General features: G+C 62.8%; 11 protein-coding genes. 5 read left to right on the forward strand and 6 right to left on the reverse strand.

What is annotated here, in order from left to right; all coding sequences use genetic code 11:
• Nucleotides 1-2: 2 nt before the first annotated feature.
• Complete coding sequence (locus QUH67_RS17655; protein ID WP_300940061.1) at nt 3-1364, forward strand: MATE family efflux transporter; 1362 nt, start codon at nt 3-5, stop codon at nt 1362-1364.
• Nucleotides 1365-2085: 721 nt separating this feature from the next.
• Here the strand turns inward: QUH67_RS17655 and QUH67_RS17660 are convergent.
• The 4 genes from QUH67_RS17660 to rimO all read right to left on the reverse strand — a co-directional run bounded on the left by QUH67_RS17660 (nt 2086) and on the right by rimO (nt 6042).
• Nucleotides 2086-2367 (reverse strand): hypothetical protein, encoded by a 282-nt coding sequence (locus QUH67_RS17660; RefSeq protein WP_300940062.1) that lies wholly within the window; start codon nt 2365-2367, stop codon nt 2086-2088.
• Nucleotides 2368-2568: 201 nt separating this feature from the next.
• Nucleotides 2569-3075 (reverse strand): GNAT family N-acetyltransferase, encoded by a 507-nt coding sequence (locus QUH67_RS17665; RefSeq protein ID WP_407080331.1) that lies wholly within the window; start codon nt 3073-3075, stop codon nt 2569-2571.
• A gap of 154 nt (nt 3076-3229) precedes the next feature.
• Nucleotides 3230-4426 (reverse strand): acetylornithine transaminase, encoded by a 1197-nt coding sequence (locus QUH67_RS17670; protein ID WP_300940064.1) that lies wholly within the window; start codon nt 4424-4426, stop codon nt 3230-3232.
• A 296-nt stretch (nt 4427-4722) separates the two neighbouring features.
• Complete coding sequence (gene rimO, locus QUH67_RS17675) at nt 4723-6042, reverse strand: 30S ribosomal protein S12 methylthiotransferase RimO (protein ID WP_300940065.1); 1320 nt, start codon at nt 6040-6042, stop codon at nt 4723-4725.
• Between the two features lie 179 nt (nt 6043-6221).
• On the opposite strand from rimO, the gene QUH67_RS17680 reads away from it, so the two are divergent.
• The 4 genes from QUH67_RS17680 to QUH67_RS17695 all read left to right on the forward strand — a co-directional run bounded on the left by QUH67_RS17680 (nt 6222) and on the right by QUH67_RS17695 (nt 11625).
• Entirely contained in the window at nt 6222-6809 is a 588-nt protein-coding gene (locus QUH67_RS17680) for an ANTAR domain-containing response regulator (protein ID WP_300940066.1), read from the forward strand.
• Entirely contained in the window at nt 6806-7972 is a 1167-nt protein-coding gene (locus QUH67_RS17685) for a CmpA/NrtA family ABC transporter substrate-binding protein (protein ID WP_300940067.1), read from the forward strand. Before QUH67_RS17680 ends, QUH67_RS17685 begins: the two co-directional genes overlap by 4 nt.
• 261 nt (nt 7973-8233) lie before the next feature.
• Nucleotides 8234-10030, forward strand: a complete 1797-nt coding sequence (locus tag QUH67_RS17690; protein ID WP_300940068.1) for a NirA family protein — start codon at nt 8234-8236, stop codon at nt 10028-10030.
• Complete coding sequence (locus QUH67_RS17695; protein WP_300940069.1) at nt 10027-11625, forward strand: sulfite reductase subunit alpha; 1599 nt, start codon at nt 10027-10029, stop codon at nt 11623-11625. The genes QUH67_RS17690 and QUH67_RS17695 overlap by 4 nt, the downstream gene beginning before the upstream one ends.
• Nucleotides 11626-11737: 112 nt before the next feature.
• Here the strand turns inward: QUH67_RS17695 and QUH67_RS35090 are convergent, their stop codons facing one another.
• Together QUH67_RS35090 and QUH67_RS17705 are read right to left on the reverse strand one after the other, a co-directional pair.
• Nucleotides 11738-12196: a DUF7919 family protein gene (locus tag QUH67_RS35090; RefSeq protein WP_455423964.1), complete on the reverse strand. Its 459-nt coding sequence runs from the start codon at nt 12194-12196 to the stop codon at nt 11738-11740.
• 277 nt (nt 12197-12473) lie between these two features.
• Nucleotides 12474-13067, reverse strand: coding sequence for a hypothetical protein (locus tag QUH67_RS17705; RefSeq protein WP_300940071.1), 594 nt, complete (start codon nt 13065-13067; stop codon nt 12474-12476).
• Nucleotides 13068-13169 lie beyond the last annotated feature (102 nt).

Raw genomic sequence — 13169 nt, forward strand, 5'->3', positions numbered from 1 at the left:
CCGTGTCTCACCCGCTGCTGACCGCGCCGATTGGCCGGAGCCTGCTGTTGTTGGCTGGCCCGACCACGGCGCTCATGCTCACGCAAGTCCTCGTTGCCATCGCCGACGGCATTTTTGTCGGCCGTTTGGGCACGGACGCACTGGCCGGCATGGCGTTGGTCATCCCGTTCGTCACCCTGATGTTCAACATCGCCAATGGCGGCATGGGCGGTGGGGTCGCCTCGGCGATCGCGCGCGCCCTTGGCGCGGGCCGGTCGGACGATGCGCAAGCGATCGTGCTGCACGCCTTGTTCCTGGCGGCCGCTTTGGGTGCGAGCTTTGCTGTGCTCGACTGGGTCTGCGCTGCGTGGCTGTTTCAACTGCTCGGCGGCAGCGGAGCTGCACTGGAGCGCGCGCTGTGCTTCAGTCACGTCATCTTCACCGGCGCGGCGGCGATCTGGGCAAGCGCGTTCAGTGCTGCGCTGTTGCGTGGCAGCGGTGACACGGCCACGCCGGCCCGCGTCGGCTTGCTCGCGTCGATCGCCTATGTTCCGCTATCGGGAATACTGACGCTCGGTATGGCCGGATGGCCGGGGTTGGGCGTCGCAGGTTCTGCTGTAGCGGCGCTTTGCGCGGCCACGGGAACGACCGTCTTCCAGGTCCGCGCCATCCGCGGTGGCCGGCTGGGCTTCGTTCCGAAGTGGGACGGCCTTCGTCTTCAATGGCGGATCTTCCGGGAAATATTGCGCGTCGGGGTATTGGGTTCGATGACGACGCTGATGGCTAACCTCACGGCGGTCTTGATGGTCGGATTTGCAGGACGCTTCGGCGTGGCTGCGCTTGCGGGTTATGGCATCGGCGCCCGGATGGAATATATGATTGCGCCGGTCGCATTCGGTATCGGCTCCGGCCTCACCACGCTGGTCGGCGTGGCAGGCGGCGCGGGAGCATGGCAACGCGCCATGAGGGTGGCCTGGATCGGAGGGCTGACCGCTTTCGCAGCCGTCGGTTTGATCGGCTGGTTGGTCGCCCTGTTTCCTGAGGCGTGGTCGAGGCTCTTCACCTCCGACGATCAGGTTGCCGAAGCCAGCATATCCTATATCCGTCACGTCGCACCATTTTATTGCCTGTTCGGCCTCGGCATCAGCCTCAACTTCGCAAGCCAGGGGGCGGGACGAATGACGGCACCGTTGATGGCGAGCTTCGCACGGATGATGACGGCAACGATCGTCGGCTGGATCGTGGTTGAGAAAACCGATCTTGGTCTCGACGGACTGTTCGGCGCCATTGCGCTTGGCATTGTCGTCTACGGTTGCTGGTTTGCTGCTTCTCTTCTCATCAGACCGTGGCGCGAGAAACCGCCGTCGAAACCCTCGAATGGCTGATCGTCGTAGCACGAGGTGGAGCTTTGATGGCCGTATGGACGGGCATCACGCCGATCAATCACGCCCATGCGCTGAAGGACGCGGCGAATACGCATACGGAGCGGGAGAGCCGGATGCCATTGGCGCGGCAATCTTGCGGCCGTAGAGGCCTCTCCGTCATTCCGGGGCACGCGAAGCGTGAACCTCAGATGTGCAGTTGCACATCGGGGGAACCATCGTGCGACTGGCTACGCCGCTAGTTGGATTCCGGGCCTGCGCCTATCGGCGCATCCCGGAATGACGACGAGAGAGGTTACGCCACCCGTCTTGCCGCACCCGCTTTCGCGGTAGCTCCGTCTCGGGCGGAACGATACCGGGACCGGCGCAGTCTTAAGCGGCAGCGGTTCCTCGCAATGCGCATAACCTCGCAAGCCGCGTCAAAAGCGCGTGCGTCAATGCGCGCGACAACAAAATCGCACCACGCGCGTAGAGTTTCGAGACTTGGAAGCCTCTGTTCCGCAATGCAATGAGGTGCATCATGAGCAGAGAGGCCGCGTTCAATATTTTCGCATGGGTGGTCGGGGCGGCGCTCCCCATCGCGCTCGCGATTGTTGCATTTTTTCTGAGCTAAGAGGGCTCCGCCGAGCCCTCCGTAGCAACACGATCACCGCACTCGAAAGCGCTGCCACAATCGTGGCGACGATCACGTCGAGCCATCCCGTGCCGGTACCGAACACGCCCACTAGACGTGATCGGGCATGAACTCCAACGGCTCCAATCCGTCATGACTTTCGTCATGGTCCCCGGCGTCATCCGCACCAGCCGCCAGTTGTAACGAAGCCGCGTATCCGGCCTCCGTCAGCTCAATCAGGCTGGTGTTACCACGTTGCGCGCATTCGATTATTTTGTTGGCGATCATCCGACGGGCACTGTGTTCTCCGCCTGTCGGAAGAAGCAAACACGCGCGCTCAAGAGCCTCTTGCATCCTCGCCATGGTCCGGCTGTCAAAGGCTTGGGTGATCATTTTCCTCCCCCTAACTATTCATCCTCCCGTCAAACCGCTGTCATGCTTGCGATCAAATGCGCCTTTTCTGAGCCTGGCTCTCTCCAACTTGAAAATAGATTCGATGCGGTCGATGACGCGCTCGGTTCGGAAAAATATTTCGCAGGCGCGAGAGGGAGCGCGCCTTCTTCGTGGTTGTCATCACATCTGATTCCTCAGACTTTACGGCCCGAGGAATTTCACCATCAGGATGTCGTCGTAGTAGCGACCGCCGTGTTTGAGCGCGTTGATCTGATGGCCGTACTCGATGAACCCTGCCTTGGCGTAGAGCCGGCGCGCGGCCTCGTTCTCGGTGACGACGGCGAGTTGAATTTGTTCGACATCATTTGAGGCGTGCGCGACGGCGGCCTCGATGAGGCGTTGGCCGATGCCGTACTGGCGGGCTTCACGTCGCACATACATGCCCCAGATCACGGCCTTGTGGCGCAGCTTGACTTCGGCATGCGCGCGCAGCCCGACGACGCCGACCAGCCTTTGCTCCAGCGATGCGCCGAAAATCCGCGACTGTACGATCAACTCCTTGAAACGATCCAGCGGGCTGTCTCGTTCATCCTCGAATGCCGAGGCGAATGCTTCCGGATGACAGCGCAGACCCTCAAGGCGGATGTCCCTGTAGGCCACGGCATCGGCGCTTGTAAGTCGTCTGATCTCTGGCTCAAGTCTGGTCACGTCCATCACTCCGTATGCGCGGGAAGGTTGCGATGACGCAGCCGATCCGGGGCGCGCGCACCGTGAGCCCGGAATCCATCGTGCGACAGGCTATGTGGTTAGTTGGATTCCGGGCCTGCGCCTGTCGGCGCATCCCGGAATGACGACGGAGGGACTACGCCACCCGTCTCGCCGCACCTGCCTTGACCAGGATTGCATCGAGGCAATCGATCATCAGCGAGATCTCCTCGCGCGTGACGTTGAGCGCGGGCATGAAGCGCAACGCGTCGGGCTGCGGCGCGTTGATGAGTACGCCGTCCGCCAGCGCTTCGGCCACGATCGCGGCGCCGATCGGCAGTTTGATGTCGAGCGCCAGCAACAGCCCGCGTCCGCGGACTTCGCCAAGGCCGTGCCGCGCCGACAGTTTCTGCAGCTCGCTTTCGAGGAACAGTCCGGTGTCGGCGACCGACTTCAGAAATTCCGGCTTCGCAATTTCGTCGAGCACGGCCAGTCCCGCCGCGCACATCAACGGATTGCCGTTGAACGTGCCGCCCTGGTCGCCGTGCTCGAAGCACGACGCCGCTTTGGTCGCTAGCAGGGCGGCCAGCGGCACGCCGCCGCCGATGCCCTTGCCGAGCGTCATGATGTCGGGCGCGATGCCGGCGTGTTCGTAAGCGAACAGCTTTCCGGTCCGGCCCATGCCGGTCTGGATCTCGTCGACGATCAGCAGCAGGCCGTGCTCTTTCGTCAGCGCGCGCAGCTCTTGCAGGAACGGATCGGTCGCGGGCCAGACGCCGGCTTCGCCCTGGATCGGCTCGAGCATCACCGCGACCGTGTTGCCCGAGATCAGCGCCTTCACCGAGTCCAGATCGTTCAGCCTGGCCTTCTTGAAGCCGGAGACTTTTGGCTCGAACAGCGGCTCGAACGCCTTCTTACCCGACGCGGCCATGGTGGCGAGCGTGCGGCCGTGAAAGCCGCCTTCGAAGGTGATGATTTCGAACGCGCCGTTCTTGAACTTCGCGCCGTATTTTCGCGCGAGCTTGATGGCGCCTTCATTGGCCTCCGCGCCGGAATTGGCGAAGAACACCTGGTCGAAGCAAGAGTTCTCGACCAGCGCTTGCGCCAGCTTGAGGCTGGGGCCGTTGTAGAAAGCGGGGCTCGGCGTCAGCAGCAGTTTCGACTGCGCGGCGAGCGCTTCGGCGACCACCGGGGGCGAATGGCCGAGCGCGTTGACGGCCCAGCCCTGCACGAAGTCGAGATAGCGCTTTCGCGTATCATCCCAAAGGTAGGAGCCGGCGCCGCGCACGAACACCACCGGCGGGCGGGCGGTGATCTCCATCAGCGCATTGAACGGATGGGTGGTGTCAGTCATGTCGATCTCCTCTGGTGGTGCTGGGTGAAAAGGGCAGGCCGAAACGCAAGAAGGCCGCACTTTTGAGGGTGCGGCCTTCTCGAAAACCTGGCTGAAACTTAAGCGATCAGCGTAGTCGTCGGACACGGCGCAGCCCATCGTCGCTGGTGCGACGACGCTGGCAGGCGCGGCGGATGGTCCGGTTCAGTTTCATGGCGGAGGGCCATACAGCCGAATGGCCGGCGGTGTCAAGCGGCAGCTCGAGAGAGGATTGCGCCATCACGCGACGCGGTGGCGCCGGAATTCTTCGGCGATGATCAAAACCCCGCGACGCTGCCGTGCAGGTCGTACTGATCCGCGCGCTCGATCTTCGCGGTGACGATCTCGCCGACCTTGAGCGGGCGGCGGCTGGAGAGATAGACCGCGCCGTCGATCTGCGGCGCGTCGGCCTTGGAGCGGCCTTTTGCGACTGTCGGCCCGACTTCGTCGACGATGACCTGCTGCCGCGTGCCGACCTTGCGCTTCAGGCGGCGCGCCGAGATTTTCTGCTGCCGCGCCATCAGCGCGTTCCAGCGTTCCTGCTTGACCTCGTCGGGCACGGGATTGCCGATCGCGTTCGATGACGCGCCGGCCACCGGCTCGTATTTGAAGCAGCCGAGGCGGTCAATCTCGGCTTCTTCAAGCCAGTCGAGCAGATAGGCAAAATCGGAGTCGGTTTCGCCGGGGAAGCCGACGATGAAAGTTGAGCGCAACGTGAGGTCCGGGCACTGCTCGCGCCACTGCTTGATGCGGCCCAGCGTCTTTTCCTGCGCAGCCGGACGCTTCATCGCCTTCAGCACGTCGGGGCTGGCGTGCTGGAAGGGGATGTCGAGATAGGGCAAAACCTTGCCTTCGGTCATCAGTCCGATGACTTCGTCGACATGCGGGTAGGGGTAGACATACTGCAGCCGCACCCATGCGCCGAGATCGCCGAGTTCTTTCGCGAGATCGTAGAACTTGGCGCGGACCTGGCGATCCTTCCACGGGCTGTCGGCATATTTGATGTCGACGCCATAGGCCGAGGTGTCCTGCGAAATGACAAGCAATTCCTTGACGCCGGCGGCGACCAGTTTTTCCGCCTCGCGCAGCACGTCGTTGGCCGGGCGCGAGACGAGATCGCCGCGCAGCGTTGGAATGATGCAGAAACTGCAGCGGTTGTTGCAGCCTTCGGAAATCTTCAAATAGGCATAGTGCCGCGGCGTCAGCTTGATGCCCTGCGGCGGCACCAGGTCGAGGTGCGGATTGTGCACCGGCGGCAGCGCGCGGTGCACGGCTTCCAGTACGCTCTCATATTGCTGCGGGCCCGTGATCGACAACACGCCGGGATAGGCCGCCTCGATCTGCTCGGGCTCCGCGCCCATGCAGCCAGTGACGATGACCTTGCCGTTCTCGGCCATCGCCTCGCCGATGGCGCCGAGCGATTCCTGCTTGGCGCTGTCGAGGAAGCCGCAGGTGTTGACGATGACGATATCGGCGCCGTCATGCTTGCGCGCCAACTCATACCCCTCGGCACGCAGCCGCGTGATGATGCGCTCGGAATCCACCAGCGCCTTGGGGCAGCCGAGGGATGTGAATGATATGCGCGGCGCTCGTTCCATGAATCTTTGCGTCTGAATTGAGGGGATATGCGATCCAAGGCCAAATAAGCCGACGTTGAGCACTGCGGCCTGTTCTGCCGGATTGATGCGCACGAACTAGTCCCAATTGCCCACAATTACAAGGCTTTGCCGGGGCTCCCGACGTGCTATGGATGCCGGGCTGGGCCAAGAGTTGATCGATGAGCGCTGAGTCGCCGAAAATCGTGATTGTCGACGAAAGCCCGATCCGGGCCGCCATCCTAGAAGAGGGGTTGCGGGAGGCGGGCTTTACCGGCGTCGTGCATATCAGCGAAATGCAGAACCTGTTGGCGCGGATTTACGCGCTCGATCCCGATGTGATCCTGATCGACCTGGAAAACCCCAGCCGCGACGTGCTGGAGCAGATGTTCCAGGTCAGCCGCGCGGTGCGGCGGCCGATCGCCATGTTCGTCGATCAGAGCGATGCGGCTTCGATCCAGGCCTCCGTCGAAGCCGGCGTCTCCGCCTATATCGTCGACGGGCTGAAGAAGGAGCGGATCAAGCCGATCCTCGACCTCTGCATCTCGCGCTTCAATGCGTTTTCGAAGCTGCAGGACGAGCTCGACCGCACCAAATCGGCGCTGGAGGAGCGCAAGGTGATCGACCGCGCCAAGGGAATTTTGATGAAGGCGAAGGGCTTCACCGAAGACGAGGCCTATGTCCTGATGCGCTCCACGGCGATGCGCGAGAAAAAGAAGATCGGCGAGATCGCGCAGTCGATTTTGACCGCGTCGGAGTTGCTGAAATGAGTACACCCTTACGTATCGGTTTCATCCCGCTGGTCGACGCCGCCGCGTTGATCGTCGCCGTCGACAAGGGGTTTACGCGCGCCGAAGGGCTCGACGTCACGCTGGTGCGCGAAGTGTCGTGGTCCAACGTGCGCGACAAGCTCAATATCGGCATGTTCGATGCGGCGCATCTGCTGGCACCGGTGGCGATCGCCTCCAGCCTCGGGCTCGGGCACGTCAAGGTGCCGATCGTGGCGCCGTTCAATCTGGGGCTCAATGGCAACGCGATCACGGTGTCGCCGGCGCTGCATGCGGCCATCATGTCCGAGATCGAGGGCGACGCGGTCGATCCGATGGCGACCGCGCTGGCGCTGGCGCGCGTCGTCGCCAACAGGAAAAAAGCGGGCGCCGAGCCGCTGACGTTCGGCATGACGTTCCCGTTCTCCACCCACAATTATCAGCTCCGGTTCTGGATGGCGGCGGGCGGGGTCGATCCGGACGAGGACGTGCGGCTCGTCGTGCTGCCGCCGCCCTACATGGTGGACAGCCTCGCCAACGGCCATGTCGATGCGTTCTGCGTCGGCGCGCCCTGGAATTCGGTCGCGGTCGATCTCGGCGTCGGCCACATCCTGCACTTTGTTTCGGACATCCTGGTGCGTGCGGCGGAGAAGGTGTTGGCGGTCCGGCAGAACTGGGCAGAGAAGAACGCGGACGTGGTGGCGGCGCTGGTGCGGGCGGCGTCCCATGCCGCCGACTATATCGAGGACCCGGCCAACCGCGCCGAGGCCGCGCAGGTGCTGGCGCGGCCGGACCGGATCGGCGTCGACGCCGAGGTGATCCAGCGGACGCTCGACGGCCGGCTGAAGGTGTCGCCCGACGGCCAGCGGCGCGAGAGCAACCGCTATCTCCTGGTCGGGCGCGAGGGCGCGGCGCGGCCTGATCCCGCCCAGGCCGCCTGGCTGTACGCCCAGATGGTGCGCTGGGGGCAGACGGCGATGCGGCCGGAGGCGCTCAAGACGGCGATGGGCGTGTTCCGGCCCGACCTCTACGATGCCGCCATGGGGCAGCAGGGCACTGCCGCCGGCGCTTCCGACGCCATCGGGGCCTTTGCCGGGCCGGCGTTCGATCCCGGCGATATCGAAGGCCATCTCGCGGCATTTGAGATCGGGCGCTGGAAGCCCTGAACGTTCGCGTGCCTAAATGTTGGGCGTGATGCTCTGGGTTCGCCTTGGAGCCAGCTTCGCAATTGCGAGGCATCTCTTTTAATCATTTGAAATAATTCGATAATTTGTCAAATCCGGCATGGCACGCAACTTGTATGTTGCAGTGCGGCTGGCCGTCATTGATGCCTGCTGGCCGCGATCCCTGATGGATTTCCGCAGCAACGAAGCTGTCCCCCGATTTCGTTGAAGCCACTCACGTGGCTGCAGGAGCTTCGTCGCGCCATGATGATCGAAACACTCAAAGTCGATTTTACCGACGAACAGAAGCGCTACCTCGAAGGGTTTACCACCGGCCTGCAGATCAGCCGGGTGGGGCGGGGACTCGGCGGTACCGGAAAGGCGAGCGCCGAACCGAGCGGGCCTGATGCCGCGCACATCAAGGCGCAGGACAAGGTCACGGCGTCAGGCAAGAAACTCGCCGACCAGGAAAAGTTCAAGCGCGAGGAGCATCCGTTCGATGCCTATGCGCGGCTGAAGCAGCAGGCGCTCGACAATGCGCCGCCGACCCCGGCCGACAATTTCCGCTGGCGCTACTACGGACTGTTCTACGTGGCGCCGGCGCAGGATTCCTACATGTGCCGGCTGCGCATCCCGAACGGCATTTTGAAGCACTGGCAGTTTTCGGGCCTCGCCGACCTCATCGACAAACTCTGCGGACCGTTCTGCCACGTCACCACGCGGGCGAATTTGCAGGTGCGGGAGATTCCACCGAAGCATGCGGTGGCGCTGATCGAGGGCATCCAGGATCTCGGCCTGTGCTCGCGCGGCGCCGGCGCCGACAACATCCGCAATGTCACGGGCACGCCGACGGCCGGGATCGATCCGCAGGAATTGCTGGATACCCGCGACTATGCGCGGGAGTGGCACCATCACATCCTCAATGATCGCTCGCTGACCGGGCTGCCGCGAAAATTCAACGTCGCCTTCGACGGCGCCGGCAAGATCGCGGTGCTGGAAGACACCAACGACATCGCGTTTTCCGCGGTCGAAGTGAAGGACGGGTTTGGCGCGGAGCCCGGCGTCTGGTTCCGCCTCGGCCTCGGCGGCATCACCGGCCACCGGGATTTTGCCAGATACGGCGACATCATCGTCAGGCCGGCGGACGCGACAAAAGTGTCGGACGCCATCGTCCGCGTCTTCATCGATCTCGGCGACCGCACCAACCGCAACAAGGCCCGGCTCAAATATGTGCTCGACGGCATGGGCCACGACAAATTCCTGGCGCTGGTCGAGGAGCGGCTCGGCAAACCTTTTACGCGCGTGCCGCCGGAAGCGTTTGCGCCGCGGCCGGCGTTCGACCGGATGGCGCATATCGGGGTGCACCAGCAGAAGCAGCCGGGATTGAACTGGATCGGCGTCTCGCTGCCGCTCGGCAAGGTGACCTGCGACCAGATGCGCGGACTCGCCAGGATCGCGCAGGATCTTGGTGACGGCGAACTCCGCCTGACGGTGTGGCAGAACCTGCTGATCCCCGGCGTGCGGGACGGCAACGTCGAACTGGCGATTGCTGCGATCCGGAAGATCGGGCTCGCGGTCGAGGCCTCGCAAATCCGCGCCGGCCTGATCGCCTGCACCGGCAACGCCGGCTGCCGCTTCGCGGCGTCGAATACAAAACTTCATGCGGCGCAGATCGGCGACTGGTGCGAGCCGCGCGTCGACATGGACACGCCGCTCAACATCCACGTCACCGGCTGTCACCATTCCTGCGCGCAGCACTATATCAGCGATATCGGCCTGATCGCGGCGAAGGTGGATGTCGGCGAGGATGTCGATCCGGTCGAGGGCTATCATCTGTTCACCGGCGGCGGTTTTGGGCCGGACGCGGATGTCGGGCAGGAGGTCTATCACGACCTCAAGGCGGAAGACGCGCCGCGGACGGTCGAGAAGCTGCTGAAAGCCTATCTCGCGCATCGCGTTTCGCCCGACGAAACCTTTTTGACCTTTGCGCGCCGCCATGATGGCGAGACCCTGCGCCGGCTCGCCGACAAGCAGATTTCGGAAGATCGGACGTCATCATGAACCAGATCACGCCGTCATCGAAGATCGAGATCATCCCTTCGAGCGCGCCATTTTCCGAGGCGCAGCGTTCCTGGCTGAACGGGTTCTTTGCCGGATTGCTGTCGGATGCGCCGACACCGCTGTCGGCGGAGCAGGGCGCCGCGGTCATGCAGGGCGCCGGCGATAGCGATGACGGCGAAGCGCCGTGGCATGACCAGACGATGCCGATCGCCGACCGCATGAAGCTTGCCGAAGGCCGCCCGTTGCGGCGGCGAATGATGGCGGCGATGGCGCAGCAGGATTGCGGCCAGTGCGGCTACGACTGCCACAACTATTCCGAAGCGATCGCCAGCAAGAGCGAGGCGCGGCTGAACCTGTGCGTTCCCGGCGGCAAGGAAACCGCGCGGATGCTGAAGTCGCTCTATGAGGAGATCGACAAGGCGCCGGCCGCACCGTCGTCGACGCCGGCCGCAACGCCGGCGCCGCCCGCCGTCGTGGCCGAGCCGGGCCGCTCGCGCGACAACCCGATCGCGGCAACCTTCCTGTCGCGCCGGCTGCTCAACAAGTCGGGTTCGGAAAAGGAGACCTGGCACATCGAGTTCGACCTGTCCGGCTGCGGGCTCGACTATGTCGTCGGCGATTCCTTCGGCATTTTTGCGCGTAACGATATCGGCCTGGTCGACCAGATCATCGCGCTGCTCGGCGCCTCCCACACCACCAGGGTGAACGGCAAGACGCTTCGCGAGGTCTTGATTGACGACGTCTCGCTGTCGCCGGCGCCGGACTCTCTGTTCGAGCTGATCTCCTTCATCACCGGCGGCGCCCAGCGTGAGAAGGCGAGGGCGCTGGCGCAGGGCGAGGATCCCGATGGCGACGCGGCGACGCTCGACGTGATGGCGGTACTGCAAAAATTCCCCGGCGCGCGTCCGCACCCGGAGGCGTTTGTCGAGGCGCTGGAGCCCTTGCAGCCGCGGCTCTATTCGATCTCGTCGTCGCACAACGCGACGCCCGGGCAACTGTCGTTGACGGTCGACTGCGTCCGCTATGTCGTCAACAAGCGCAAGCGATTAGGTTTGGCCTCCACCTTCCTTGCCGAACGCATCAAGCCCGGCGACGAACTGAAGGTCTATGTGCAGAAGGCGCACGGCTTCGCGCTGCCGGCCGACCCGAAAACGCCGATCATCATGATCGGGCCGGGCACCGGCATCGCGCCGTTCCGCGCCTTCCTGCTCGACCGCCGCGCCACCGGCGCGCCCGGCAAGAACTGGCTGTTCTTCGGCCATCAGCGCAGCGATTGCGATTTCTTCTATGCGGATGAACTGAACGCCATGAAGACGTCGGGCCTGCTGACGCGGCTGTCGCTGGCGTGGTCGCGCGACGGCGACAAGAAGTTCTACGTGCAGGACCGCATGCGCGAGGTCGGCCGCGAAGTGTGGACCTGGCTCGCCGAAGGCGCCAACCTCTACATCTGCGGCGACGCCAAGCGGATGGCCAAAGACGTCGAGCGTGCGCTGGTCGACATCGTCGCCAAGTTCGGCGCGCGATCGACCGACGAGGCGGTCAGTTTTGTGGCGGAACTGAAGAAGAAGGGCCGGTTCCAGCAGGACGTTTATTAGGCGGCGTGCCGCGGTGTACTTATGACCGCGGGCGGCGTCCTGTGACTGGTGACGACGTCCGCGCGCCATCGCGACCAAATTCGCGCGGCAGCGCCGTTTGATGCGATGGGCCTCAGCGGACTGTTGACCCCCATTCCAACTCACGCGTTTTCAACGCCTCAAAATATGCCTCCGACGGCGGGCGCGGCCCGGTCCGCAATGCCGCCACAAAGACGTCAGGCGGCTTGTAGGAATGCTTGTCGATGTAGTGATAGATCAGGCTCGGCGCAGCATAAGATTGTCCTGAAGGGCCGATCACTCTGATTTCCGAGTAGCCGAGCACTATCGTCTCGCCATTGCGCATCACGCGAAATCCTTCCGAGCTCCAATCTGAGCAAAACTCACAGGAGTGCAGACCCCGCGTCGCGTGTATCGCTACCTTGCAGTGCGCCCAAAGCAGATCGAGATCGCTCTGTAGAGCCTGTCCAGTTTGAAACGTGTGGCCGAGGGCCAACCAACCAACGTTTTGTGCGCCACGCACTACATCCCAATGTCCATATTGGTATGGAGAGAGATCGCGAAAGTAGGCCATCTAACGATGAGAACCACGCGGAGGCGACGTCGGCAAGGGCTCACAGGGACGGACATCAGTCAGTTAGTCGCGATGCTGAGTTGAGACCCACACGATGTTGTCTAGACTGCCCTTTAGGTTGTGCACCTATGAGCGCGGGCGGCGTCATGTGACGGGTGACGACGTCCGACTTGGCCCCATCGCGACCAAATTCGTGCGGCAGCGCCGATTGATGCGATGGACCAAAATGCGATATTGCCGTTCGCGCCGATGCGAAGGCCACCCGGCAGAACAATCGCTAGCTGGTCGTGCGCGAATAGCAGTTCTGCTTCCGATACTCGGCACGAGACATTTTCGGCCAATTTTCGTCGCGCGACGTGGGCATCGGGATGCACTCGGGTTGTCGCGAAGCTGGAAAAAATTGAAGCGTGGGGCCGGCAATATCAAACGCGCCGATGTATTTCCAGCCGACGCTTGATGCGTACGGAGATAGACTGTTCAGCTCGACCTTGCGCGGATCAATAACGTAGTCGGTTTCCATAGGACCTAGGACTGCGATATTGCGTTCAGCTGTTACATAGACGCTTGTTCGAGCGTTATGCACCCAATCAGATCCGCCTATCTGACTTCGTACAGACCTCTGTTGGGTTGAAACCGTCAGATATCTGCCGCTCTCCTGCGTTTCATCCCACACCCAATAGAAGTCTAGTTTGATAGTCGTGTTGAGTTCGGGAATAACAACGCTTGCCGAATAGGCTGGTGGACTAAATATGATTGAGAGGTGCAGGTAGGCGACCACGAACAGAGGAAGAGCAAGCAACCCAAGTGGAACGGCCAGCAACGCCAGGAATTTGCCTGACGTGACGAAATCGCGCTTGTAGACAATGGCCATCAGATGCCCCAATTTGCCAGCCGAAACGAAAAACTCTGGATTGCATAGCCCAACATACTCAACTTATGGCTTGGCAGATAGTGACAGTTAAGAAGCCTTTCG

The organism is Bradyrhizobium roseum (assembly GCF_030413175.1).
Lineage (GTDB): Bacteria > Pseudomonadota > Alphaproteobacteria > Rhizobiales > Xanthobacteraceae > Bradyrhizobium > Bradyrhizobium roseum.